The organism is Caulobacter sp. GW821-FHT12D05, from assembly GCF_058807295.1.
On the sequence record NZ_JBXAQO010000002.1, the window covers coordinates 1,061,796 to 1,086,976 of the forward strand.

A 25,181-nucleotide genomic window follows, 5' to 3' on the forward strand; every position below is an offset into this window, starting at 1 on the left:
TTCGTTGCAGTTGTTGGGCAGTTGTTGTCAGGCGTTACGCAGGTACCAGTCGAAATCGAGCTCGGTGACCACCTCGAAGAACCGCGCCTGTTCGGTGCGCTTCACCGAGACGAACATGTCCACGAAGCGGTCGCCGAGGTAGTCGCGCAGCACGGCCGACTTCTCGAAGAGATCCACCGCCGCGAACCAGTTGGCCGGCAGCCGCGACTTCTCCTTGGCCGCCGCCGCATAGCCGTCGCCGACCACCGCCGGGCCCGGATCGATCTTGTTGGTCAGGCCGTGGTGGGCGCTGGCCAGCAGCACGGCCATGACCAGGTACGGATTACCGTCGGCCCCGGCCACGCGGTGCTCGACATGGCGCGTCGGCGCCGGACCGGCCGGGACGCGCAAGCTAACGGTGCGGTTGTTGACGCCCCAGGTTGCGGCCACGGGCGCGTAGCTGTTGGCCTTGAAGCGGCGGTAGCTGTTGGCGTTCGGCGCCAGGATCGCCATGCCCTCGCCCAGCAGCGCCTTCATGCCGCCGATGGCGTGCTTGAGCATCGCCGAGCCTTCGGTGTCCTCGGCGGCGCACAGGTTGTTGCCGTCCTTGTCGTTGAAGCTGACATGGACGTGGAAGCCGTTGCCCGCGCGGTCGGCCCAGGGCTTGGCCATGAAGGTCGCCTCGCAGCCGTGGCGCAGGGCCACGCCCTTGGCCATGCGCTTGTACAGCAGGGCGTCGTCGCAAGCGCGTAGGGCGTCGGGCTTGTGCTTGAGGGTCAGCTCGACCTGGCCCGGCGCGAATTCCGAGATCGCGCCTTCCAGCGGCACGCCGATGACGTCGGCGGTGTCCCACAGCTCGCGCAGGAACGGGGCGTGGGCCTCCAGCTCGGGCAGGCCATAGACCTGGATGCCGCTGGGGCGCAGGCCGGTCTGCATCGACTTGGCGGGCTGCAGCTCGCCGCTCGGGCCGCGCTCCAGGTCGACCAGGTAATATTCCAGTTCGCAGGCGGCGACCGGCGTCAGGCCATCGGCGGCGTAGCGGTCCAGCACCCGTTGCAGCACGTGGCGCGGATCAAGGTCGTTGGGCGTCCCATCCAGCTCGTACAGCGACAGCATTACCTGGGCGACGTCGGGGCCCAGCCACGGCGCGAGGGTCAGGGTGCCCGGAACCGGCCGCGCGCGACGGTCGGCGTCGCCGTCTTCCCAGACCAGGCCCGTGTCCTCGCAATCGGCCCCCAAGGTGTCGACCACCAGGATCGAGCCCGGCAGGAAGCGGCCATACTCGTAGATCGCTTCCAGCTCATGCACGCGCAGCCGCTTGCCGCGCGGCACGCCGGTCATGCTGGTGAAGAACACGTCGACGAACCGCACCTGCGGGTGGGCGGCCAGGAAGTCCCGGCATTCCTGGATGTCGGCTACAGCGCTCATGCGTCCCCCATCGCCGCCGCGAAGCCGTCCACGGCCGCGACCAGCCGGTCGATCGCCGCGCCGTCGGTGTCGGGCGAGACCAGCATCATGTTGTGGAAGGGCGCGATCAAAACGCCCCGGTTGATCAGCCACAAGTGCAGCGCTTCCACGGCCTCATGGTCCAGCACTTTCCGCATCTCAGCGGCATTCTTTGGCGGAGGATCGGCGAAGACCAGTTCAACGCGGGCGCCGACATGGGCCACCGACCACGGCAGCTTGCGGGCGGCGATCACGGCCTTGAGACCCGCGACCAAGCGGTCCGCGCCGGTCAACATCCAGGTGTAGGCCGCGTCGGTCATCACCTCCGACAGCATGGCCCGCATGGCGGCCATGGCCAGGGCGTTGCCCGACAGCGTGGTGCCGATGCCCGACTGGCCCGGACCGATCCGCGCCTGCGCCTCGTCCATCCGCGCCGAGAGTTCGGCCGTGACGCCCCAGACGGCAGCCGGCACGCCGCCGGCGACGGCCTTGCCCAGGACGAAGACGTCGGGCTCCAGGTCGTAGGTTCGCGTGTAGCCGCCGGGACCGGTCGAGATCGTGTGGGTCTCGTCGATGACCAGCAGGGTCCCGGCCTCGCGGGTTAACTGGCGCAGGGCGTCGTGGAAGCCGGGCTCGGGCAGGATCATCCCGCAGTTGGTCATCACCGGCTCGGCCAGCACGGCGGCGACGTCGCCGGGCGCCAGCGCGGCTTCCAGGGCGGCGAGATCGTTGAACGGGACCACGCGAGTCGTGGCCGTCAGGTCGTGGACCTGGCCCAGCAGGCCCGGCTTCATCACGCCTTGCCCGTCCTTCAGCACCACGAAGGCGTCGTCGACCATGCCGTGGTAGCAGCCGTCGAACACCAGCACGACCGGCCGCCCGGTCACCGCCCGCGCCCAGCGGATCGCCGCGCGGTTGGCGTCGCTGGCCGTGATCGCCGTCTGCCACAGGGGCAGGCCGAAGCGCTCGGCCAAGAGCCTGCCCACGATCACCGCCGAGGCGGTCGGCAGCATGAACCCCGCCCCGCGCTTGATCTGGTCGGCGACGGCGGCCGCCACCGAGGCGTCGCCGTGCCCGAACATCGACGGCGTGTCGCCCAGGCAGAAGTCGTCATAGAGCTTGCCGTCGACGTCGGTGACCTGCGCCCCGACGCCCTGCGCCGCGAAGATCGGCGATGGCGACGCCCAGTCGTTCATCCAGTGCATTGGCGCCCCGCCGCGCCAGACCGCCGAGGCGGCGTTGGCCATGGCGACCGACCGCGGATGCTCGGCCAGGAAGCGCGCGCGTTCGTCGGCCAGCAGGTCGGACAGAGGGCGGGCGAGCTGGGCGATCATCCGACCCCGCCGAAACACAGGTACTTGGTCTCCAGGTACTCATCGAGCCCCTCGGAGCTGCCTTCGCGACCCAGGCCGCTTTCCTTGACGCCGCCGAACGGCGCCACTTCCGTGGAGATCAGGCCTTCGTTGATGCCGACCATGCCGGCCTCGATCGCCTCGGCCACGCGCCAGCAGCGGGCGACGTCCTTGCTGTAGAAGTAAGACGCCAGGCCAAACGGCGTGGCGTTGGCCAGCTCGATCGCCTGCTCCTCGGTGTGGAACTTCACGATCGGGGCGACGGGGCCGAAGATCTCTTCCTGGAACAGGCGCATGTCCGGCGTCGCGCCGCTGAGCACCGTCGGCTGATAGAACAGCCCGCCCAAGTCGTGGCGCTCGCCGCCGGTGACCACCTTGGCCCCGCCCTCGACGGCCTCGCGCACCAGGCTTTCGACCTTGGCGATGGCCTTGTCGTTGATCAGCGGGCCGATCAACACGCCCTCGCCCGTGCCCGGTCCCACCTTCATCGCCGCGACCTTCTCGGCCAGGCGCGCGACGAAGGCGTCGTGGATGCCGGCCTGGACGATCAGGCGGTTGGCGCAGACGCAGGTCTGGCCGGTGTTGCGGTACTTGCTGGCGATCGCGCCGTCGACGGCGGCCTCCAGGTCGGCGTCGTCGAAGACGATGAAGGGCGCGTTGCCGCCCAGCTCGAGCGACAGCTTCTTCATCGTGCCGGCGCACTGCTGGTAGAGGATCTTGCCCACCGGCGTGGAGCCCGTGAACGACAGCTTCCGCACCCGGCTGTCGTCGCAGAGCGCCTTGCCGATCGCGCCGCTATCCTTGCCGGTGACGACGTTCAGCACGCCCGCCGGCACGCCTGCCTCGACCGCCAGGCGGGCGATGGCCAGGGCGCACAGCGGCGTCTCGGCGGCCGGCTTGACCACCACCGTACAGCCGGCGGCCAGGGCGGGGCCGACCTTGCGGGTGATCATGGCGATCGGGAAGTTCCACGGCGCGATGGCCGCGCACACGCCCACCGGCTGCTTGATCGAGGCCAGGCGCTTGCCCGGCATCGGCGAGGGAATGGTGTGGCCGTAGGCGCGCTTGGCCTCGTCGGCGAACCAGTCGATGAACGCCGCGCCATAGGCCACCTCGCCCTTGGACTCGGCCAGCGGCTTGCCCTGCTCGGCGGTCATCAGCCGGGCCAGGTCGTCGGCGTGGGCGAGCATCAGGTCGCTCCACTTGCGCAGGATCGCGCCGCGCTCCTTGGCGGTCTTGGCGGCCCAGGTCGGGAAGGCTCGGTGCGCGGCCTCGATCGCCACCCGCGTCTCGCCCGCGCCCAGGTCGGCGACATTGGCGATCACCGTCCCGTCGGCCGGATTCAGCACCTCGAAGGTGGCGTCACCCTCGATCCAGAGGCCGTCGATGAAGGCTTCGGTTTCAACGAGATTCAGGGTCATTGGGGGGCTACCTCAGCGTCACGGACACCGACTTCAGGTCGGCGTACTTGTGCAACGCATGAAGGCTGCGGTCGCGGCCAAAGCCGGACTGCTTGAAGCCCCCGAACGGCATGGTGATGTCGCAGGCGTCCCAGCCGTTGACCCAGACCAGGCCCGCCTTCAGCCGCTTGGCCCCGCGCAGGGCGCGGTTGATGTCGGCGGTCCACAGGCCGGCGGCCAGGCCGTAGACCGTGTCGTTGGCCAGGCGCAGGGCCTCGTCCTCGGACTTGAAGCTCATCACCCCCAGCACGGGCCCGAACACCTCCTCGCGGGCCAGGGTGTGATCGGGCTCCAGGCGGTCGAAGATGGTCGGCTCGACATAGAAGCCGCCGGTCTCCTGCCGCACGCGCTGGCCGCCCAGCACCCGCCGCGCGCCCTGGCTTTCGGCGGTGGCGATGTAGTCCAGGGCGGTGTTCATCTGCCGCTCACTGACCATGGCCCCGAACTGGGTCGATGGATCCAAAGGATCCCCGACAATCATATCTCTGGCGACCGCCACGACCTTCTCCAGGAAGGCGTCCTTGATCGAGGCCTCGACCAGCAGGCGCGAGGCGGCGGTGCAGACCTCGCCCTGGTTATAGAACACGCCCCAGGCGGCGGCCTGGGCGGCGGCGTCCAGGTCCGGGCAGTCGGCGAAGACGATCTGGGGCGACTTGCCGCCCAGCTCCAGCGACACGCGCTTCAGGTTCGAGCGGGCCGAATATTCCATCAACTTGCGGCCCACGGGGCCCGAGCCGGTGAAGGCGATCATGTCGACGTCGTTGGACAGCGCCAGCGCCTCGCCCGCGACACTGCCCAGGCCGGGGATCACATTGAGTACGCCAGGCGGCAGCCCGGCTTCGAGAGCCAGCTCACCTAGCTTCAGGGCCGTCAGCGGCGACTGCTCGGCGGGCTTCAGGACCACCGAGTTGCCCATCGCGAGCGCTGGCGCGACCTTCCACATCGCCATGTGCAGCGGGAAGTTCCACGGCACGATCGCGCCGATCACGCCCAGCGGTTCGTGGACCGCGTAGCTCAGGCGATCGGCCGGCGAGGCCCCGACCTCGCCATAGACCTTGTCCAGCGCCTCGGCGTACCAGCGGCAGGTGCCGATCGCGAGCGGCACATCGACATTGCGGGCGTCGCTGATCGGCTTGCCGACGTCCAGGCTCTCCAGCAGGGCCAGGTCCTCGGCGTCGCGCTCCATCAGCTCGGCCAGGCGGAACAGCACCTTCTTCTTGGCGCGGGGACCCTGGTCGCGCCAGCGGCCGTCCTCGAAGGCGGCGCGGGCGCTGGCGACCGCGCGGGCCACGTCCTCGGCCTGGCAAGCGCTCACCTGATTCAGCACCAACCCGTCGCGCGGCGAGACGTTGTGGAAGGTCGCGCCCGAGGCGGCCTCCTCATGCCGGCCGTCGATGATCGCCTGCCCCGGCAAGGCCAGGCGCGAGAGACGGTCGGAAATGTCGGCGGGCAGGGTCACGCGGGATAATCCGGACTAATTGTGATCACAGTTTTACGACGATGCGAATGAGTCAAGCGCCCGACTTAAGGCCCGGCCTCGACGGCCGCCCGCATCTTGTCCATGCCTTCGGAAAGGTCAGCGGCGATGGCGCGGCGGGCGCCGTCCGCGTCACCGTCCTTGAGAGCGGTGATCGCCTCGGCATGGCGGTCGGCGGCCAGGTCGTTGGCGCCCACGCGGCCGAACACCACCCGCATGAACGGCCCGACCTGCAGCCACAGCCCGCCGGCCATGGCCTCTAGCACCTCGGCCCCGGCCCGCTCGTAGATGGCGAAATGGAAGGCGTGGTTGGCGGTCATGTAGCGGTCGACATCGCCCAGCCGCAGCGCCTCGTCGACATCGGCGTCGATGGCCTGCAGCTGACGGATCAGTCCGGTGTCGGCGTTTTTCGCGGCGCGGGCGGCCAGCTCAGGCTCGACCCACAGGCGGGCCAGGGACAGCTGCTCCAGGCGGTCGGCGGTCAGGGACGGAACGGACAGCCGCTTGTTGGCCGGATTGATCGCCAGCGCCCGCTCGGCCACCAGACGGCGGACGGCGTCGCGCACCGGCATCGGACTGACGCTCAGTTCGGCCGCCAGGCTGCGCAGCGACACGCCCTTGCCCGGCGCGATGCGGCCGGTGATCAGCGCCTGCCGGATCGCCTCGTACACCTGGTCGTGGACGGCTGTCTGATCGGCGAGCGGTTTGCGCACTTTCCCTACGACCCGATTGAGGTGACTTGCCAAGTCACACCCAACTGCGATCACAATGCAAGCGCCTCGGAGAGTTCCCCATGTCCAGCGCCAACGACCTCGACGCCTTCTGGATGCCGTTCACGCCGAACCGGCGGTTCAAGAGCAACCCGCGCATGCTCTCGTCGGCCAGCGGCATGCTCTACAAGACGCCCGAGGGCCGCGAGGTGCTGGACGCCACGTCCGGCCTCTGGTGCGTCAACGCCGGCCACGACCGGCCGAAGATCCGCGAGGCCATCCAACGCCAAGCGGCCGAGATGGACTACGCGCCCTGCTTCAACATGGGCCACCCGCTGGCCTTCCAGTTCGCCTCGCGCCTGGCCCAGGTGACGCCGAAAGGGCTGGACCGGATCTTCTTCACCAACAGCGGTTCAGAGTCGGTCGACACGGCGCTGAAGATTGCGCTGGCCTACCACCGCGCCCGCGGCAAGGGGACCAAGACCCGGCTGATCGGCCGCGAGCGCGGCTATCACGGCGTGGGCTTCGGCGGCATCTCGGTCGGCGGCATCCCAACCAATCGCAAGTACTTCGGCAGCTTGCTCACCGGCGTCGACCACCTGCCCCACACCCACGGCGTGCCCGGCAACCTGTTCGCCAAGGGCCAGCCCGAGCACGGCGCCCATCTGGCCGACGACCTAGAAAGGATCGTCGCCCTGCACGACGCCTCCAACATCGCCGCCGTGATCGTCGAACCCGTGGCCGGCTCCACCGGCGTGCTGGTTCCGCCCAAGGGCTATCTGGAGCGCCTGCGGGCGATCTGCGACAAGCACGATATCCTGCTGATCTTCGACGAGGTCATCACCGGTTTCGGACGCCTGTCGGCCCCGTTCGCCGCCGACCGCTTCGGCGTCACGCCCGACCTGATCTGCATGGCCAAGGGCCTGACCAACGCCGCCGTCCCGTGCGGCGCGGTGGCGGCCTCGACCAAGATCTATGACGCCATGCTCGAAGGCGCCGACGCCCCGATTGAGCTCTTCCACGGCTACACCTACTCGGCCCACCCGCTGGCCTGCGCGGCGGGCCTGGCGACCTTGGAAACCTACCAGGAGGACGATCTCTTCGCCCGCGCCGCCGGCCTGGAGGGCTACTGGCAGGACGCCATGCACAGCCTGGCCGACGCCCAGCACGTGGTCGACATCCGCAACCTGGGCCTCGTCGCCGGCATCGAACTCGCCCCCCGCCCCGGCGCCCCGACCGCCCGCGCCATGGAGGTGTTCGAGACCTGCTTCGACGAGGGCCTGCTGATCCGCGTCACCGGCGACATCATCGCCCTATCGCCGCCGCTGATCCTGGAGAAGGCCCACATCGACCGCATGGTCGAGACGATCCGCAAGGTGCTGAGCAAGGTCGACTAGAACGGACGCGGCGTCCCGGCGTTGTCACCGGACGCTTCCGGGAGCCCCGCCATGTCCGACTACACGCTCTACTACTGGTCCGCGCCCTTCCGGGGCCAATTCGTGCGGGGCGTGCTGGCCTTCGCCGGCAAGACCTGGACCGAGGCCGGCGACGACGCGATCGGCGAGTTGATGGCCGGCTCGGTCAAGGACATGCCCGTCCCGTTCATGGGTCCGCCCCTGTTGGTCGACCACAAGGCCAGCGTCGCCATCGCCCAGATGCCGGCCATCGTCCTCTATCTGGGCGAGACCCTGGACCTGCTGCCGAAGGACCCGGCGCTGAAGGCCCTGACGCTGAAGATCGTTTGCGACGCCAATGACGTCATCGACGAACTCACCCTGGATGGCGGCCGCCAGATGTGGACGGCCGAGCGCTGGAAGGACTTCGAGCCACGTCTGGAGAAGTGGATGTCGTTCTGGGAAGAGACCGGCCGCCGCCACGGCCTGACGGCGGACGGCGGCTTCCTGCTGGGCGGCGAAGCTCCAGGCATCGCCGACGTGGTCACGGCCGTCCTGTGGTCGACGATCACCGAACGCTTCGAGAAGATCGGCCAGATCCTCGACAAGGCCGCGCCGCACACCGCCGCCTTGGTCCGCCGCGTCGCCGACCTGCCGCCGCTGAAGGCGCTCGCCGCAAAGGCCCACGACGACTACGGCGACACCTGGTCCGGCGGCCAGATCGAGGCCTCGCTGCGGAAGGTTCTGGACGCCTAGCCCCTCGGCTGGAACGACATCGCCACGTCGCACCGCTCATAGCGCGCCCCGAACAGCCGCATGATCTCGGCGTCGTGGACGAAGCCCAGTTTCTCGTAGAGGTGGATGGCCGGCGCGCACTTGGTGTTGGTCAGCAGATAGACCTTGTCCATGCCCAGGCTGGCCGCGCGCTCCAGGGTCTTGGCCAGCAGGTATTCGCCGACCTTGCGGCCGCGCGCGTCGGGCGTCACGCCCATCTTGGTCAGCTCGACCCAGCCGTCCTTGGACACCATCAGGGCCGCCGTGCCAACCACGCCCAGGTCGGGCGTCTCAGCGAACAGCACCACCCCGCCCTTATCGAGGATCAGCTCGCGCGGCCGCGACAGAAGGTCGATGTCGTTCTGCTCCAGCGAGAACATGTTGCTGATCCAGTCGGCGTTGATCCGATAGAAGGCCTCGGCCAGGTCGTCGGAGAAGTCGCGGGCCCACATGGTCGGCGCGCCCGCCGCCTCGATGCGGGCCAGCAGCGACTTTTCCGTCAGCCGCGCCTCCACCTTGGAGAGCCCCTGCATGAAGTCCCCCTGCAGGCCCTCGACCAGTTCGGCGGCGGCGCCCTCGATGCGCGGCAGGAGCTCGGTCTGGACGCGGGCCAGCAGCGCCTCGCCCTTCTCCGTCAGGGCCAGGCGCCTGGAGCGGCCGTCGCCCGGCACGGGTCGCGCCTCGACGAAATCGCCCAGAGTGCCAAGGGCGCGGGTCACCGTCGGCTGGGCCAGTTGCAGGCGCTCGGCCAGTTCACCGACCGCGATCGGGCCGTGCAGGCGGATGGTCATCAGCAGCGACATCTGGGCCGGCTGCACCGGCAGGTCGAGAGACCGCGCCACCTCGGCGGCGTCGGCCTGCATGCGCTCGGCCAGGCGTTTCAGCCGGCTGCCCAGGAACCCCACGCCAAACCCCGCCAGCAGATCGACGTCCATGTCGAACCTCCATTTCATAGCACGCTATATAGCTAGCTATGAAATGGCCGGATTGGCAAGAGGCCAACTACATTCTGAAGGGCGGAATGACGACGCAGCGCACCTCGTCCTTGATCACCGTGACCGCCGCCGACTTGCCGCCGGTGAGGTCGTAAAATTGGTCACGCCCGCCCAACGACACGCGCAGATAGTCCGGCGCGCCGAACTTGCAGACGGCATAACGAACCTTCTCGCCTCCGATCCGGTCAACCAGGTGCGTGCAGCTCATCGTCCCGCCGGCCCGCTGGAACAGCGTCTCGTCATAGGGGGTGGCTTGCGGATAGCGGCGCAGGCTTCGGAAGATCGTGGGGTCAAGCGGCGCGCAGGCCGGACCGGTGACCCGCCAGACCGCGTCCCGACGCACCGCCTCGGCGCGATCGTGGCGGGCCATCACCTCCGCGCCCACGCCGATCAGCGCCACGAACCCGATGGCGACCGGCGCCCAGCGCCAGGGGCTGCGCGCACGGCCTTCCAGGGGCAATTTTCGGATACGGACCTGATCGGTCGTCATGAGGGAACTCACATTTGTAAGCTAGATGTACGTTCGTAAATCATGATCCCACGCCTGTCACTACCGAACGACGTTCATCACACTTGACGCCGATGCGTTACATTTGTAGCGTACTCGCGACATCACAGAGATCCGCCGCCATGACCGAACCCTCCGACCTGGAACTGGAAGTGCTGAAGGCCTTCTGGCGCGGCGGCGCGATGAGCGCCCGCGAGGCGCAAGGCCTGATCGAGCCCGAGCTGGGCTGGAGCGCCTCGACCACCCGCACCGTGCTGGAGCGGATGGTGGCCAAGGGCCTGCTGGTCCGCCGCTCGGTGCACGGCCTGGCCGTCTATGAGGCCCACAAGGGCAAGGTCGACGTGATCGGCGGCGTACTGAACCGCCTGCGCGGCCTGCTCGAGATCGACGGCCGCCTGCCGGCCTCGGCCTTCGCCGGCAGCCAGATCCTGTCGGCGACCGAGATCGCGGAGTTGGAGGCCCTGCTCAACACCGCCGCGAAGACGGAGGACAAGTGATGCACCCGCTGCTCGCTTCCACCGCCCTGGGCCTGATCGCCGCCTGGCCGGTCAGCGTGCTGGGCCTGGGCCTGGGCCGCCTGGTCGAACGCGTGACCGACGATCCGCGTCCGCGCGCCGCCGCCTGGAGCCTGGCCTACGCCCTGCCCGGCGCCGCCCTGGCCGCCACTGTCGCCCTGACCTTCGCGCCCCAGCCGCAAACGCCGGTCATCGAAGCGCCCGCCGTCGCCGCGCCGGTCGTGGCCTCGACCTGGACGCCCGAAAGCGAACTGACGACCAACCTGGCCTGGAGCCTGGTCGGCCTGTCCGCCGCCGGCCTGCTGGCCCGCGGCCTGCGCTGGAACGGCGGCCGGCGTCGCCTGGCGGCGATCCGCAACAGCGCCGAGCCCTGCCAGGACACCGCCCTGGTGGAAGCCATCCGTCGCCGCGCCGCCCTGCTGGGCGTGACGCCGCCGCCGGTGCGGGTCAGCGACCAGATCAGCGAGCCGCTGCTGGCCGGCGCTCGTCGGCCCGTGATCCTGCTGCCCAAGGCCCTGGTCGAGACCACCGACGCCGCCCGCCTGGAACTGGTCTGCGGCCACGAGCTGGCCCACCTGCAGCGCGGCGACAACTGGCGCATCCCGGCCGAAGAAGCCCTCGCCGGCCTCTTCTGGCTGACCCCGCCCGTCGCCGCCCTGCGCGGCCGCATGCTGGCCGCCCGCGAAGCGGTGTGCGACGCCGCCGCCCTGGCCGACGCCGCGCCCGAGGCGCGCCGCGACTATGCTCGCGTGCTGGTCGAGGCCTTGCGGATGAATGCCCTGCCCGCCGCCCAGTCGGCCTTCACGGGCCGTGAGCGGGGCCTGGCCCGCATGCGCCTGTCGGCGATCCTGCAGCCGACTAGCGGCGCCTCGGCCGGTCGCGTCGGCCTGGCCATCGTGCTGGGCGGCGTCCTGACGGCGGCCACCGGCGCGGGCTCACTGGCCCTGGCCGACCAGGCCCGCCGCCTTGCCCCGCCCGCGCCCGCCGCCGTGGCCGAGGAAGCCGCTCCGGCGGCAGAAGCCGCCCCCGCAGTCGAAGCCGCGCCGATGGCGATCCAAGCCGCGCCCGCCGCACCGGCAGCGCCGGCAGCGGAAGCCGCACCGGCCGCGCCAATGGAGATCGCCGTCGCGCCCGATCCGCGACCGAACCCGCAGCCCAACCCCCAGCCGAATCCGCAACCCAATCCTCAGCCGAACCCGCAACCGCGTGTCGAGGCCAAGGTCGCGGTCGAGCCGTCCGTGTCGGTCCAGACCCAGGTCCAGCCGACGATCCGGCTGATCCTGCCCGACGACAAGGCGCAGGACTTGGGCCGTCAAATCAAGATCATCAACCCCGACGTCAGCACACGCACCTCGACCCAGTCAAAGGCCTCGGTCAGCGTCAACGTGCGCAGCGCCGAGTCGCCCTGGGATCGCCGCTGATGAACCCGCTGTTCGCTTCCGCCGCCCTGGGGCTGGTCGCCGCCTGGCCCGTCGCGGGCCTAGGCTGGCTGGCCGGCAAGGCCGCCGACCGCCTGACCGGCGATCCCACCCCGCGCGCCGCCGCCTGGAACCGCGCCGTCGCCCTGCCGCCGGCCGTCATGGCCCTGATGGTCGGCGTCTCGGCCTTGCCGGAAGAAGCCACGACGCCCGTCTACCAGGTCGCCATGGCCTCCCGCGCCGTCGCGACCGCCAGCTCCGTCGTCACCGACGCCTCGTCTCGGGCGCTGGCCGGCTTCAACGGCGTCGAGACCCTGGGCGGGGTGTTGATCCTGGGCGCGCTGGGTGGCCTGGCCGTCACGGCCATCCGCCAGGCCATGGGCCGCGCCAAGCTTCGCCGCATCGTGACCAAGGCCCGCCCCGTGTCGCAGGACCTCGCCCTGGCCGTCCGCGCCGCCGCCCGTCGCATGGACACCGGCCGCCCCGAGGTGAAGGTCAGTGACGAGATCGACCAGCCCCTGCTGGCTGGCCTGTCGACGCCGGTCATCCTGCTGCCGTCGTCCATGGTCGCGCGGCTGGACATCGACCGCCTGGTCCCCGTCTGCGCCCACGAGTTGGCGCACCTCAAGCGCGGCGACAACTGGCGGCTCTTGTTCGAGCATCTGCTGGGCGGCCTGTTCTGGATGGCCCTGCCCTATGCCGCGCTGCGCACCCGCGCCGCCGCCACGCGCGAGGAGCTGGCCGACGCCCTGGCGCTGGACGGCGCCGGCCCGGCCGTCCGCCGGTCGTATGCCGAGACCCTGATCGACGTGCTGCGCACCCGCGCCGCCCCCACCCTGCACCCGGCCTTCACCGGCAAGGGTCGGAGACCCACCCACATGCGCCTGAAAGCCATCACCGAACCGCGCGCCCCGGCCAGCCTGGCCCGCCGCGCCCTGCTCGCCCTGATCAGCCTGCTGGCCGTGGGCGCCGCGACCACCGGCTCGATCGCCCTGGCCCAACAGGGCGAAGGCGGCGGCCGCACCAGCAGCCGCAGCACGATCAGCGACGGCAAGGGTCAGTATATCGATATCCGCTCGGACTATGTCCGCGTGACCAATGCCGAACTGATCGGCGGCCAGCTGCAGCCCGAGGAAGGGCAAACCTGGACCTATCACGGCAATATCCGTGTGCGCGGCCGCCTGAACGGGCCGCAAACCCGGGTGCTGGTGAACGGCCAGGCCCCGCCGGCGGGCTTTGATCCCACCGCGCTGCCGAAGGGGTCGATCAACGAACTGCAGGTCACCCACTACCAGCGCGACGCCGCGCCCAGCGTGGTGCTGAACGTCATCATGTAGCTAATGACACCGGTGGACAAAGCCGGTGTCACTCTGCATTTTCGCCCCTGACCAGACGGTGGGACCAAGCATCCCGCCGTCGTTTTCGGGGATGGACCATGCTCAGCCGCCACCTTCTCGCCGCCGCCGGCGCGCTCGCCCTGACCTTCGCGGCGGGCTCGGCCCTCGCGGCTGATGTCCTGGCCTTCCCCGGCGCCGAGGGCGCGGGCCGGTTCAGCACCGGCGGTCGCGGCGGCGCGGTGATCCACGTCACCAACCTGAACGACGACGGCCCCGGATCCTTGCGCGCCGCGATCGCGGCCACGGGCCCACGCACGGTGGTGTTCGACGTCGCTGGCACCATCCAGCTCAAGCGCGAGCTGAAGATCAGCAACGGCCAGATCACCATCGCCGGCCAAACGGCGCCGGGCGGCGGGATCACCCTGCGCGACCAGACCCTGGTGGTCAGCGCCGACGACGTGATCATCCGCTTCATCCGCTCGCGCCTGGGGGCCGAGAGCAAGGTCGAGGGCGACGCCATCTGGATCAGCGGCGGCCGCCGGATCATCCTGGACCACGTCTCGGCCAGCTGGTCGGTGGACGAGACGCTATCGGCCTCGGCCCGCTACGACCGTCCGGACCAGGGCTTCTATGACCTGACCGTCCAGTGGTCGATCATCGCCGAAAGCCTGGCGCACTCGATCCACGTCAAGGGCGACCACGGCTATGGCAGCCTGATCCGCGGCGGGAACGGGTCGAAGATCAGCTTCCACCACAATCTGTGGGCCAACCACATGGCCCGCGCGCCGCGTCCGGGGAACTATGACGGGCCGGACAAGGACCCGATCGGGGCGTTCTTCGATTTCCGCTCGAACGTCTTCTACAACTGGGGCAGCGACAAGTCGGGCTATAACGCCGACAAGGCCACGCTGTCGGCCTACAACTTCGTCGACAACGCCTACATCCCCGGCCCCAGTTCGCAGAAGCCCATCGCGTTCAAGGAAAGCGACACCCTGGCCAAGGCCTATTTCGCCGGCAACAGCATGGGCGGCGTGGTGCCCAGCGATCCGTGGAGCCTGGTGACCTTCACCATCCCCGAGCCGGCCGGCTATCGCCTGGCCGCGCCGGTCGACGTCGCGCCGGTGACGCCCGAGCCGGCCGACAAGGCCTATGCCCGCGTGCTGGCCGACGCCGGCGCTTCGGTGTGGCGCGATCCCGTAGATGCTCGGATCCTGGAGGGCGTGAAGACCCGTACGGGCAAGGTGATCAACATCCAGTCCGACGTCGGCGGCTGGCCGGTGCTGCCGGCGGGCAAGGCGGCCAAGGACACCGATGGGGATGGTATGCCGGACGCCTGGGAGAAGGCGCATGGGCTCGATCCGAAGAAGGCTGATGGGGCGGTCGTGGGTAAGGACGGGTGGACGAACCTGGAGCTCTATCTGGCGGATGCGGCGAAGGTGCGGGGGTAGACGCTGTAGATCCTCCCCCTAGCGGGGGAGGTGTCGCCGCAGGCGACGGAGGGGGAAGTTCTGCTGAACCGGCCTCTTCCCCCACCGGCGCTTCGCGCCACCTCCCCCGCTAGGGGGAGGATCTTTGCCGCTTTTGCCGAGCGGGATATTTCCCGCTAAACCCCCCGGCATGTCGCACAACACCTTCGGTCACCTGTTCCGCGTCACCACCTGGGGCGAAAGCCACGGCCCGGCGCTTGGCTGCGTCGTGGATGGCGTGCCACCCGGCATCGCGCTGACGGCCGAGATGATCCAGGGCTTCCTTGACAAGCGCCGGCCGGGCAACGGCAAGTTCGTGACCCAGCGCCAGGAGCCGGACGCCGTCCGCATCCTGTCGGGCGTGTTCGAGGACGAGCGCACCAACGGCCAGCGCACGACCGGCACGCCGATCAGCCTGATGATCGAGAACACCGACCAGCGGTCCAAGGACTATGGCGAGATCGCCCAGGCCTTCCGCCCCGGCCATGCCGACTACCCGTATTTCGCGAAGTACGGCGTGCGCGACTATCGCGGCGGCGGGCGCAGCTCGGCGCGCGAGACGGCGGCCCGCGTGGCGGCCGGCGCCGTGGCGCGGCTGGTGATCCCGGGCGTGACGATCCGCGCCGCCCTGGTGCAGATCGGTCCGCATGCGATCAATCGCGACAACTGGGACTGGGCGCAGACCGAACAGAACCCCTATTGGTCGCCGGACGCTGAGATCATCCCGGTCTGGGAAGAACACCTGGAAACGATCCGCAAGGCCGGCTCCTCAACCGGCGCCGTGGTCGAGGTGGAAGCCATCGGGGTGCCGGCCGGCTGGGGCGCGCCGCTCTATGGCAAGCTGGACGCCGAACTGGCCGCCGCCCTGATGTCGATCAACGCCGCCAAGGGCGTGGAGATCGGCGAAGGCTTCGCCAGCGCCGCCCTGACCGGCGAGGACAATGCCGACGCCATGCGCCTGGGCGAGAACGGTGAGCCCGTGTTCCTGAGCAACCACGCCGGCGGCGTCCTGGGCGGCATCTCGACCGGCCAGCCGGTGGTGGCGCGCGTCGCTTTCAAGCCGACCTCGTCGATCCTGATTCCCCGCCAGACCCTCAACGAGGCCGGCGAGGAAGTCGACCTGCGCACCAAGGGCCGCCACGATCCGTGCGTCGGTATCCGTGGCGTACCGGTGGTCGAGGCCATGACCGCCTGCGTGCTGGCGGACGCCTTCCTCCGCCACCGGGGGCAGACCGGCGGGCATGTGTTCGCGCCTGGCGCGAGCCGATGATAGCGCAAACAATGGTCAGTCGACGTGCCACTAACTGGTCTTACCACTGAATTAATTCAGGTTTCGGGTTGACGTGCATACGTTTGCAGGCGTAAGCCTCGCTTGAACGTATCCCCTGACGCGCGATCATCACGCGCCATGGTTGCGGTACGCGGCGCGAACCAGGGGGCTTGGCGCGTGCGTTTCGACCTCTTGAAGATCCTGCTGGTCGACGACAACCAGCATATGCGGCTGCTGCTGATCGAGATCCTGCGCGCCATCGGCGTGCGCCAGGTCTATGAGGCCATGGACGGGTCCGAGGCCCTGGCGATCCTGCGCTCGACCGCGATCGACGTGGTGTTCACCGACCTGTCGATGAACGGCCTGGACGGCATCGACTTCGTCAATCTGGTCCGCAACTCGCCCGACAGTCCCAACCCGTTCGTGCCGATCGTGATGATCACCGGCCACTCGACCGAGCGCCGGGTGAACGAGGCGCGCGACGCCGGCGTCAACGAGTTCCTGGTCAAGCCGGTCACGGCGCGCGGCGTCATCCACCGCCTGACCCTGCTGATCGAGAACCCCCGCCCCTTCGTGCGGGCCGGCGACTATTTCGGTCCCGACCGCCGCCGGCGCGACGATCCCCGCTACCGGGGCGAACGCCGCCGCGACGAGGACAGGGCGACCTATGTCGATGACCCCGTGATCGTGCGCGGCCATCCGACGCGGAGAATTTAAACCATTCGCCGGGTAGAACGTGGTGAACAGCGTTTTATGAGCTTCACCATGACCTTCCGTCGCCTTGCCCCTATCGCCGCCGTCCTGGCCCTGGTCGCCGTCTCGCAGACGGGCTGCCTGGCCGCCGCCGCGGTCGGCACCGTGGCCGGCACGGCCATCGGCGTCACCGGCGCGGTCGTCGGCGGAGCCGGCAAGGCTGTCGTGGCCACCGGCAAGGCGGTCATTCCGGGCGACGGGAAGAAGGACCGCGAGCGGGACGAGTACCGCCGCTAGCTAGAGACTAAGCGCGCACGTCTCGCCGATCGTCGGGCGCGACAGCACCACGCGCGACAGGCCGGGGAATTGGGCCTTCAGCCGCTCGGCGAAATACAGGCACAGCCGCTCCAGGGTCGGGACTTCCAGGCCCGGACGGTCGTTCAGCAGGCCGTGGTCCAGCTCGGCCGCGACGGCCTTGAGCGCGACGTCCAGGGTTTCCAGGTCGGCGACCCAGCCCTCTTCCCGCATCTCGCCCTTCACGCTGGCTTCCACCTTGAACGAGTGGCCGTGCAGCTTGCGATAGCGATGGTCCGTAGGACCCTGCTCGATGTAATGGGCGGCGTCGAAGAACGCGGCCTTCGTGATTTCGAAGACGTATCCGGACATGTGACTTCTTTTGACTAGGCCTGGGAGGCTCTAGCGCAACGACCCTGTCACCAAGTCGCGCGCCTTATCCATCAGGGCAGGCCGAGATATTTGTGCGTTTGGACGCTTAAACGCCATTGTGGGTGCGAAAGGCAATAGGCGACCGCCAATTGCGTGTTCCTGTCGCGGTCCGGACCGTCCATCGGTTGCAGGTAGAAGCGCTCGAAATCCAGGTCGGCGAAGCGCTCCGGCATGGCCTTGTCCTGCGGGAAGACCAACTTCAGCTCATGGCCCGAGGTTTGGACCACCGGCGCGTCGGCCTTGGGGCTGATGCAGATCCAGTCGATGCCGGCCGGGGCTTCCAGCGTGCCGTTGCTCTCGACCGCGATCTGGAAGCCGCGCGCGTGCAGGGCCGCGATCGCCGCCTCGTCCAGTTGCAGGAAGGGCTCGCCACCGGTGCAGACCACCAGGCGATCGTCCGGGCCGCCGGTCCACTGGGCTTCGACCGCCGCGGCCAGGTCATCGGCCGTGGCAAACTTGCCGCCGTTCTCGCCGTCGGCGCCGACGAAGTCGGTGTCGCAGAAGGTGCAGACGGCCTTGGCGCGGTCCTGCTCGCGGCCGGTCCACAGGTTGCAGCCCGAGAAGCGGCAGAACACCGCCGCCTTGCCGGCCTGGCCGCCCTCGCCCTGCAGGGTCAGGAAGATCTCTTTGACGGAGTAGGTCACTGAGCCAGGGCCTCGCGGCCGGCGGCGTCCCACTCGACATAGCCTTTCTCGCGCAGCTCGCACGCCGGGCAGGTCCCGCAGCCGTGACCCCAGCTGTGCAGCACGCCGCGTTCGCCCTGGTAGCAGGTATGGCTCTCTTCGACGATCAGCTTGACCAGGTCCTCGCCGCCCAGCGACTTGGACAGCGCCCAGGTCTGCGCCTTGGTCAGCCACATCAGCGGCGTCTCGATCCGGAAGTTGCGATCCATGCCAAGATTCAGAGCGCTCTGCATGGCGTCCATCGTGTCACGGCGACAGTCGGGATAGCCCGAGAAGTCGGTCTCGCACATGCCGCCGACCAGGGCGTCGACGCCCCGGCGGTCGGCCAGGGCGGCGGCGTAGATCAGGAACACCAGGTTGCGGCCGGGGACAAAGGTCGAGGGCAGGCCGCGCTCGGTCATCTCGATGGCGCGGTCGGCGGTCAGGGCCGACTGGGCCACCTGACCGAAGCTCTTGATGTCCAGCACATGGTCCTCGCCCAGGCGGTCGGCCCACTGCGGGAAGCGCGCGGCGATCTCGCGGCGCACGGTCTGGCGCGCCTCCATCTCAATCGAATGGCGCTGGCCATAGTCGAAGCCAACCGTCTCGACGCGCGCGTAGCGCTCGAGGGCCCAGGCCAGGCAGACGCTGCTGTCCTGGCCGCCGGAGAATAGAACAAGCGCGGCTTCGCTCATGCGAGGCTCTCAAAGGAAAAGAAGGGGAACATGGCCCCTCCTCTACACGAGGCAAGGCCAGGCCGGAACAGCGCAGCCCGCGCAGGCGCAATCGTCGCAATACTACGACGACGAACGAGCACGAAGTCTTTCGCCAGCGAACTAAGCCATAGCGCCCGTTATCAAAGGCCATAGCTGGCCAGCGCGCGTCGCACTTCCGCTACGTAAGCCGCAAACCCGATCTTCTAATGTGTTGTAAGCTTACACCCATCAGGAGAACACCACCTCTCGGAAAGTGAAAAGCTGTAACCTATCGCTGTTCACTTACGATCAGGCCAGTTGACAGCTTTCAAACGCAAGTATGCAATCTGCGAATGCTGCGAGGGGCTCGCCGTACGCCCGCGTGGTGAAAACAGTACGGCGCCGAGGAAACACCGACCCTCGCAGGCTCCATCCATAAGGCGCCGCCCGGGTCCAGGGAGGGAATTCAATGTCGCAAACTCTGCGTATGCGGAGCCTTTTGGTCATGGGCGCTTCGGCGGTCGCGATCTCCGGCTTCGCCGTCCCCGCTTTCGCTCAAACGGCCAAGCCGGCCCAACAGAACACCACCGTCATCGAAGAGCTGGTGGTCACCGCCCAGAAGAAGGAAGAAGCGCTTCAGGACGTGCCGATCGCGGTGTCGGCCTTCAGCCAGGACAGCCTGGAAGCGCAGAAGATCGACGGCGGCCCGAACTTGCAGCTGGCCATCCCGAACGTCACCTTCGCCAAGAGCAACTTCACCAACAGCTTCAACTTCCAGATCCGCGGCATCGGCGCCAAGGCCGTCGGCGCGTCGGCCGACCAGGGCGTCGGTGTCCACATGAACAACGCCCCGATGCAGTCGGGCAATCTGTTCGAAGCCGAGTTCTACGATGTGGAGCGGGTGGAAGTGCTGCGCGGCCCGCAGGGCACGCTGTACGGCCGCAACGCCACCGGCGGCGTGGTCAACGTGATCACCGCCAAGCCGACCGACCAGTTCGAGGCCAACCTGCGCGCCGAGTACGGCAACTTCAACACCACCAAGTTCCGCGGCATGGTCAACGTGCCGATCTTCGGCGACAAGCTGGCCCTGCGCCTGTCGGGCACCTCGCTGAAACGGGACGGCTTCGTCACCAACACCTTCAACGGCCACAAGGTCGATGACCGGGACATGTACTCGACCCGCGTCCAGGTGATGTTCAATCCGACCGACAAGCTGCGCACCAACTTCCTGTGGGAACGCTTCCACGAGGACGACAACCGCGCGCGGACCGGCAAGCAGCTGTGCACCAAGGATCCCGGCCCGACCTCGGTCGGCGGCGTGCCCGTGCCCGCGGCCGTCCAGCGCTACCTGACCCAGGGCTGTCTGTCGGCCTCGCTGTACGCCCCCGCCGCCTACGGCACGGTCAACACCTCGGGCACCCTGACGGGCCTCTTGGGCAACATCTTCGGCTTCACCTCGGGCGACGCCAACGCCGGCGACACCACCTCGACCAACCTGCGCGAGATCGAGACGGCGCTGGATCCGCTCTACCAGTCGGGCTCCAACGTCTATCAGCTGACCCTGAACTACGACCTGACGGACTCGCTGACGGCCACATCGATGACCGCCTACAGCAAGGGCAGCGTCTATACGAAGCAGGACTACAACCGGAACGTCTCGCCGGTCGCCTTCAACAGCACGCCCTTCACGCCGGGCGGCTTCTTCAACGACCCGCAGGTCGGCAACACCAACAAGTTCACGACGATCGACGTCTCGTCGGGCCGCTCGGAACAGTTCAGCCAGGAACTGCGCCTGCAGTCGGCCTTCTCCGGCCCGCTGAACTTCACGGTCGGCGCCATCCACTTCACCTATCGGACGCTGACCGACTACTACGTGATCGGCAACTCGCTGACCCTGTCGTCGATGGCGCTGAATGCGTCCAAGGGCCTGTCCCCGACCTGCAACCCGGCGACCACCGCCAACTGCATCGGCATCGACACGGCGGCCAATCCCACGGGCGACGGCCACAACTACTATGACAACCGCACGCCCTATACCCTGGTGTCGGACGCGGTCATGGGCGAGCTGTACTACCAGCTCAATGACGACCTGAAGTTCACCCTGGGCCTGCGCCAGACCCGCGACAAGAAGGCGGTCAAGAACTACTCAACCGTGCTGCTGGCCCCAGGCTACGGCCTGACGCTGAACCCGACCAACCCCGACCAGCGGGCCCGCTTCAACGAGACCACCGGCCGCGTCGGCGTGGACTACAAGGCCCATCTGGGCTTCACCGACGATACCCTGCTCTATGCCTTCTACTCGAAGGGCTACAAGGGCGGCGGCATCAACCCGGGCGTTCCGGCCGGCGCGATCGGCATCAGCCAGACCTTCGGCCCCGAGTTCGTCAACGCCATCGAGATCGGCACCAAGAACACCCTGATGGGCGGCAGCCTGCTCTTCAACGCGACGGGCTTCTCGTACGACTACAAGGGCTATCAGATCAGCAAGATCGTGAACCGCACCTCGGTGAACGAGAACGTCGACGCCAAGGTCTACGGCTTCGAACTGGAAAGCATCTGGTCGCCGGTCCGCAATCTGCGCCTGAACGCCAATCTCGGCTATCTGCACACCAAGATCGGTTCCGGCGTCACCTCGATCGACACCATGAACCGCACCCAGTCCAACGCGGCCTATACGGTCGTGAAGGTGGGTCCGCAGGCCTCGTCGGTCGGCGCCAACTGCGTGCTGGCCACCGCCGGCGTGGCCACCATCATCGCCGCCGGCGCCGGGGCCACCCTGCCCTGGGCCTGCACGGGCGCGGCGGCCTACCAGGCGTTCCTGTCGACCCCGGCCGCGGCCGGCGGCGCGGGCCTGCCCGCTCCCACGGCGGCGTTCCTGGCCAACGCCACCGGTCTCTTCACCTACGGCGCCGGCTATTCGATCGAAGGCACGGCCGCGGACCTGTCGGGCAACGAGCTGCCCAACTCGCCGCACTGGACCACCTCGGTCGGCGCCCAGTACACCTTCGAGCTGTCGGGTGGCTGGTCGGCCACCCTGCGCGGCGACTACTACCGCCAGAGCAAGCAGTACGCCCGCGTCTACAACACCGCCTACGACCAGCTGAAGTCGTGGGACAACGGCAACGTGACGCTCAAGGTGGAAAAGCCGGAGTGGGGCGTCTCGATCGACGCCTACGTCAAGAACATCGGCAACAAGACCCCGATCGTCGACGCCTACACCACCGACGACAGCTCGGGCCTGTTCACCAACGTGATCACCGCCGAGCCGCGTCTGTACGGCATCGCCATCACCAAGTCCTGGTAGAACCGGGTCTGCACCACACTTCGGAAGGGGCGGCGGTCACACGCCGCCCCTTTTTCCTGTCCGGTTTTCGCCCAACATGTCGACAGCCCGACAGAAAACTCTGTGTATTCCGACATTACCGGTTTGGGAGCGCTCCCAACTTAACGACTCCGCAAGGGCGCCGAGGGCATGGTGCCCCTCCAAATCCCAGCGAAGCGCCGCATGGAAACGCTGACTCGTCTGATCGATACCCGCGCTCCGATCTCGCCTGACACGCCTTGCGGCGTGGTCACGGCGATGTTCGACGCCGATCCGGCCCTGGCCGCGCTCGGGGTCGTCGACCCGGACAACGCGCCCATCGGCCTCGTCTATCGCGACGTGCTGCAAGGCATGATGCGCGTCGCCGGCGAGCATCTGGCCGACAAGCCGATCGCCGAGGTCATGGACGCCGAGCCGCGCAAGGTCATGGCGCAGACCGACTCCAACAGCTTCGTCAACGCCCTGGCCGACAGCCCGACCCCGGTGTTCCGCACCGCCTATGTCGCCGTCGACACCGCCGGCCGTTTCGCCGGCGTAGGCGGCCTGGCCTCGCTCCTGGCCTCGCACCGCCGCCGCCAGGCCGACGCCCGCGACGCCATGGCCATGGTCGAGCGCATGGCCGTCGACATCGGCGCGCACCTCGACGGCGTCCTGGCCATCACCGAGCGCCTGGAACAGCAGCGCCTGACGCCCGACGCCTCGGCCTTCGTCCGCGCCATCGGCGAGACCAGCCGCGACATGGGCGCGACGGTCGCCCGCGCGATCGACCTGCACCGCTCGGCCCGCGGCCAGCTGACTATCAACGCCGCCCCCACCCGCCTGCGCGACTTCGCCGACGCGGTCGAGGACCGCTGGGCCGCCCGCGCCCACGAAGGCGGCTCGACCCTTCTCGTCTCCTACGACGGCGATCCGGAATGCGGCGTAGAGGTGGACGGCGAGCGCCTGCTGCAGGTGCTCGACATCCTGATCGAGAACGCGCTCTCGGCCGGCCGCGGCGCCATCGAGGCCCGCCTGACCGCGCGCGTCGAGGGCGACCACATCCGCCTGGAAGGCCAGGTCCGCGACAATACCGGCGGCCACGCCGACGAGCGCCTGGCCCGCGTCCACGACCCGCTGGGCGACGCCAGCCTGCAGGACCGCAACGAGATGGCCCTGGCCGTCGGCATGGCCCTGGCCCACCGCGTCCTGCGCGCCATGGGCGGCCCGCTGCACGCCGAGGCCAATCGCGGCGTCGGCCTGACCGTCGGCTTCGCCCTGCCCCTGCCCGCCGCCGTCGCCGAGGCCGAGGTCCACGAGACCCAGGAAGTCGCCGGTCGCGCCGCCCACATCCTGATCGTCGACGACAACGCCACCAACCGCATGGTCGCCGAAGCGCTGTGCGACATGTTCGAGTGCACCTCGGAACAGGCCGTCGATGGCGTCGAAGCGGTCGAGATGGCCAAGAGCGGCCGCTACGACCTGATCCTGATGGACATCAAGATGCCGCGCATGGACGGCATCGCCGCCACCCGCGCCATCCGCGAGATGGCTGGCCGCCCCGGCGCCGTGCCGATCGTGGCCCTGACCGCCAACGCCGACCCGGCCGACGTCCAGACCTACATCGCCGCCGGCATGCAGGACGTGGTCGAAAAGCCGATCAAGCCCGAGCGTCTGGCCGTCGTGCTGAGCGCCCTGCTGGCTGGCGAAGACGAGCAGGACGCGGAAGCCGCCGCCTAAACCCTTGACCTTGGGCCGCGACGCTTGGTCGCTCTACCCGAAAGCGTAGACGCTTGCGGCCGCCTCGCATCCGCGAATAGCCTGCGTTCCGCGAGCGCGGAGTAACCAGACGCGTGCTGAACACGGCTGAACAACAGGCCTGGGCCTTTCTGAGCCAAGCGCCTCACCTGGGCTCGGCCCAGGAGGTCGAGACGCACTTCGCGCAAGCGATCGCCGCCTTCGGCTATGACAAGTTCTGCGCCACCCTGGTCAATGCCGAGCACTACGGCAAGGAACCGCCCACGCTCAGCCGCCAGGACTTCGACGTCTGGGACCAGCGCTACTGGGGCGAGCGCTACGTGGTGCACGATCCGTGCGTGAAACTCCTCCTCAAGTCCCCTCGCTCCTTCGCCTGGACCGACGCCAAGCCGTTGGGCGACGGCCGCGCCCAGTCGATGTGGGGCGAGGCCTCGGATCTCGGCATGAACGACGGCTATGTCGTGCGTGTCTTCGGCCCTGCCGGCCAGGAGGTGCTGATCCGCATGTCCACCGAGGCCCGCGACACCGACCCGACCTCGCGCGCGGTGATCGACAGTCTGGCCACGGTGTTTGGCACCATCATGCTCAAGCACTGGGAAATGCAGGACGACAATCCCGACTACGGGGTCGTCTCCGAGCGCCAGGCCCAGTGCCTGTACTGGGCCGGTCGCGGCAAGACCGACTGGGAGATCGGCGCGATCCTGGAACTGTCGCCCCGCACCGTCCACCACCACATCGAGGCCGCCAAAAAGCGCCTGGGCGTCGTGAAACGTCAGGAAGCCGTGCTGAAGGCGGGTGAGCTGGGGCTGTTCTCGAAGCTGTAGGTCCGAAAACCTCGTCCTTCGACAGGCTCAGGATGAGGTTTTCTACTGAACCACCGTAGTCCTCATCCTGAGCTTGTCGAAGGACGAGGACGGCTCCTCAGAACTTCCGCCGCGCGGTCACCACCTCGAACCACAGCCGGAAATCCCCCATCAGGCTGTAGAGCGGATATTTGAACGTCGCCGGCCGGTTCTTCTCGAACACGAAGTGGCCGATCCAGGCGAAGCCGTAGCCGACCAGCGGCGCGGCGACGAAGAACCGCCAGTCGCGCACGACTCCCAGGACCAGGCAGACGATCACCAGGCTGGTGCCGATCACATGCAGCCGCCGGCTGACCGTGTTGACGTGTTCGGTCAGGTAGAACGGGTAGAAGGCCGCGAAGGTGCGGTAGCGCTCTTCTGTTGCGGTGCTCATGCCTCCGATTCT

The 25,181-nt window shown here is 68.5% G+C and carries 23 protein-coding genes and 1 pseudogene; 13 read left to right on the forward strand and 11 right to left on the reverse strand.

The genetic code is table 11. The features are described 5' to 3' along the window. Window positions 1-27 precede the first annotated feature (27 nt). From AC1RRR_RS12380 to AC1RRR_RS12400, 5 genes are all read right to left on the reverse strand, one after another. Window positions 28-1,407 (reverse strand): glutamine synthetase family protein, encoded by a 1,380-nt coding sequence (locus AC1RRR_RS12380; RefSeq protein WP_492813412.1) that lies wholly within the window; start codon window positions 1,405-1,407, stop codon window positions 28-30. Next, on the reverse strand, window positions 1,404-2,759 hold the full coding sequence (locus AC1RRR_RS12385) for an aspartate aminotransferase family protein (protein ID WP_492813414.1): 1,356 nt from the start codon (window positions 2,757-2,759) through the stop codon (window positions 1,404-1,406). The genes AC1RRR_RS12380 and AC1RRR_RS12385 overlap by 4 nt, the downstream gene beginning before the upstream one ends. Beyond that, window positions 2,756-4,198: an NAD-dependent succinate-semialdehyde dehydrogenase gene (locus AC1RRR_RS12390; RefSeq protein ID WP_492813416.1), complete on the reverse strand. Its 1,443-nt coding sequence runs from the start codon at window positions 4,196-4,198 to the stop codon at window positions 2,756-2,758. Before AC1RRR_RS12390 ends, AC1RRR_RS12385 begins: the two co-directional genes overlap by 4 nt. A gap of 7 nt (window positions 4,199-4,205) precedes the next feature. After that, a complete protein-coding gene (locus AC1RRR_RS12395; protein WP_492813418.1) occupies window positions 4,206-5,696 on the reverse strand; it encodes an aldehyde dehydrogenase in 1,491 nt (496 codons plus the stop codon). A 65-nt stretch (window positions 5,697-5,761) separates the two neighbouring features. After that, window positions 5,762-6,460, reverse strand: a complete 699-nt coding sequence (locus AC1RRR_RS12400; RefSeq protein ID WP_492813420.1) for a GntR family transcriptional regulator — start codon at window positions 6,458-6,460, stop codon at window positions 5,762-5,764. Window positions 6,461-6,507: 47 nt separating this feature from the next. Here AC1RRR_RS12400 and aptA point away from each other — a divergent pair, with 47 nt between their 5' ends. Further along, entirely contained in the window at window positions 6,508-7,821 is a 1,314-nt protein-coding gene (gene aptA, locus AC1RRR_RS12405) for an omega-aminotransferase AptA (RefSeq protein WP_492813421.1), read from the forward strand. Window positions 7,822-7,872: 51 nt separating this feature from the next. Then, entirely contained in the window at window positions 7,873-8,574 is a 702-nt protein-coding gene (gst, locus tag AC1RRR_RS12410; protein ID WP_492813423.1) for a glutathione transferase, Atu5508 family, read from the forward strand. Here gst and AC1RRR_RS12415 read toward each other — a convergent pair. Both AC1RRR_RS12415 and AC1RRR_RS12420 read right to left on the reverse strand, forming a co-directional pair. Further along, the gene (locus tag AC1RRR_RS12415; RefSeq protein WP_492813425.1) at window positions 8,571-9,527 is read right to left on the reverse strand and encodes a bifunctional helix-turn-helix transcriptional regulator/GNAT family N-acetyltransferase; all 957 of its coding nucleotides are present in this window, start codon (window positions 9,525-9,527) and stop codon (window positions 8,571-8,573) included. The genes gst and AC1RRR_RS12415 overlap by 4 nt on opposite strands. Before the next feature lie 67 nt (window positions 9,528-9,594). Beyond that, window positions 9,595-10,077, reverse strand: a complete 483-nt coding sequence (locus AC1RRR_RS12420) for a hypothetical protein (RefSeq protein WP_492813427.1) — start codon at window positions 10,075-10,077, stop codon at window positions 9,595-9,597. 140 nt (window positions 10,078-10,217) lie between these two features. Between AC1RRR_RS12420 and AC1RRR_RS12425 the strand changes: the two genes are divergently transcribed. The 7 genes from AC1RRR_RS12425 to AC1RRR_RS12455 all read left to right on the forward strand — a co-directional run bounded on the left by AC1RRR_RS12425 (window position 10,218) and on the right by AC1RRR_RS12455 (window position 17,091). Beyond that, window positions 10,218-10,592: a BlaI/MecI/CopY family transcriptional regulator gene (locus AC1RRR_RS12425; RefSeq protein ID WP_454761309.1), complete on the forward strand. Its 375-nt coding sequence runs from the start codon at window positions 10,218-10,220 to the stop codon at window positions 10,590-10,592. Then, window positions 10,592-12,031: a M56 family metallopeptidase gene (locus AC1RRR_RS12430; RefSeq protein WP_492813428.1), complete on the forward strand. Its 1,440-nt coding sequence runs from the start codon at window positions 10,592-10,594 to the stop codon at window positions 12,029-12,031. Before AC1RRR_RS12425 ends, AC1RRR_RS12430 begins: the two co-directional genes overlap by 1 nt. After that, the gene (locus tag AC1RRR_RS12435; protein WP_492813430.1) at window positions 12,031-13,365 is read left to right on the forward strand and encodes a M56 family metallopeptidase; all 1,335 of its coding nucleotides are present in this window, start codon (window positions 12,031-12,033) and stop codon (window positions 13,363-13,365) included. Before AC1RRR_RS12430 ends, AC1RRR_RS12435 begins: the two co-directional genes overlap by 1 nt. A 98-nt stretch (window positions 13,366-13,463) precedes the next feature. After that, window positions 13,464-14,813, forward strand: coding sequence for a pectate lyase (locus AC1RRR_RS12440; RefSeq protein WP_492813431.1), 1,350 nt, complete (start codon window positions 13,464-13,466; stop codon window positions 14,811-14,813). Between the two features lie 169 nt (window positions 14,814-14,982). Beyond that, window positions 14,983-16,101: a chorismate synthase gene (gene aroC, locus AC1RRR_RS12445; RefSeq protein WP_492813432.1), complete on the forward strand. Its 1,119-nt coding sequence runs from the start codon at window positions 14,983-14,985 to the stop codon at window positions 16,099-16,101. Window positions 16,102-16,278: 177 nt separating this feature from the next. Next, the gene (locus AC1RRR_RS12450) at window positions 16,279-16,818 is read left to right on the forward strand and encodes a response regulator (RefSeq protein WP_492813433.1); all 540 of its coding nucleotides are present in this window, start codon (window positions 16,279-16,281) and stop codon (window positions 16,816-16,818) included. 48 nt (window positions 16,819-16,866) lie between these two features. Further along, the gene (locus AC1RRR_RS12455) at window positions 16,867-17,091 is read left to right on the forward strand and encodes a hypothetical protein (RefSeq protein WP_492813435.1); all 225 of its coding nucleotides are present in this window, start codon (window positions 16,867-16,869) and stop codon (window positions 17,089-17,091) included. Here the strand turns inward: AC1RRR_RS12455 and AC1RRR_RS12460 are convergent, their stop codons facing one another. The 3 genes from AC1RRR_RS12460 to queC all read right to left on the reverse strand — a co-directional run bounded on the left by AC1RRR_RS12460 (window position 17,092) and on the right by queC (window position 18,877). Then, window positions 17,092-17,460 carry a 6-carboxytetrahydropterin synthase gene (locus AC1RRR_RS12460; protein ID WP_492813437.1) on the reverse strand — a complete coding sequence of 123 codons (369 nt, stop codon included), beginning with the start codon at window positions 17,458-17,460 and terminating at the stop codon, window positions 17,092-17,094. Between the two features lie 71 nt (window positions 17,461-17,531). Continuing rightward, complete coding sequence (queE, locus tag AC1RRR_RS12465; RefSeq protein ID WP_492813439.1) at window positions 17,532-18,164, reverse strand: 7-carboxy-7-deazaguanine synthase; 633 nt, start codon at window positions 18,162-18,164, stop codon at window positions 17,532-17,534. After that, entirely contained in the window at window positions 18,161-18,877 is a 717-nt protein-coding gene (gene queC, locus AC1RRR_RS12470) for a 7-cyano-7-deazaguanine synthase QueC (protein ID WP_492813441.1), read from the reverse strand. Before queC ends, queE begins: the two co-directional genes overlap by 4 nt. A 469-nt stretch (window positions 18,878-19,346) precedes the next feature. Here queC and AC1RRR_RS12475 point away from each other — a divergent pair, with 469 nt between their 5' ends. The 4 genes and pseudogenes from AC1RRR_RS12475 to AC1RRR_RS12490 form a co-directional block, all read left to right on the forward strand. Continuing rightward, window positions 19,347-22,181, forward strand: coding sequence for a TonB-dependent receptor (locus tag AC1RRR_RS12475; protein ID WP_492813442.1), 2,835 nt, complete (start codon window positions 19,347-19,349; stop codon window positions 22,179-22,181). A gap of 201 nt (window positions 22,182-22,382) precedes the next feature. Beyond that, on the forward strand, window positions 22,383-23,915 hold the full coding sequence (locus AC1RRR_RS12480) for a response regulator (protein ID WP_492813444.1): 1,533 nt from the start codon (window positions 22,383-22,385) through the stop codon (window positions 23,913-23,915). A gap of 113 nt (window positions 23,916-24,028) precedes the next feature. Further along, the gene (locus AC1RRR_RS12485; RefSeq protein WP_492813446.1) at window positions 24,029-24,757 is read left to right on the forward strand and encodes a helix-turn-helix transcriptional regulator; all 729 of its coding nucleotides are present in this window, start codon (window positions 24,029-24,031) and stop codon (window positions 24,755-24,757) included. Next, window positions 24,729-24,859: pseudogene (locus AC1RRR_RS12490) on the forward strand (hypothetical protein); the annotation flags it as partial. The gene AC1RRR_RS12485 and the pseudogene AC1RRR_RS12490, both read left to right, overlap by 29 nt. Here AC1RRR_RS12490 and AC1RRR_RS12495 read toward each other — a convergent pair. Beyond that, the gene (locus AC1RRR_RS12495) at window positions 24,855-25,169 is read right to left on the reverse strand and encodes an Mpo1-like protein (RefSeq protein WP_492813447.1); all 315 of its coding nucleotides are present in this window, start codon (window positions 25,167-25,169) and stop codon (window positions 24,855-24,857) included. The pseudogene AC1RRR_RS12490 and the gene AC1RRR_RS12495 sit on opposite strands and share 5 nt — an antisense overlap. Window positions 25,170-25,181: the final 12 nt, after the last annotated feature.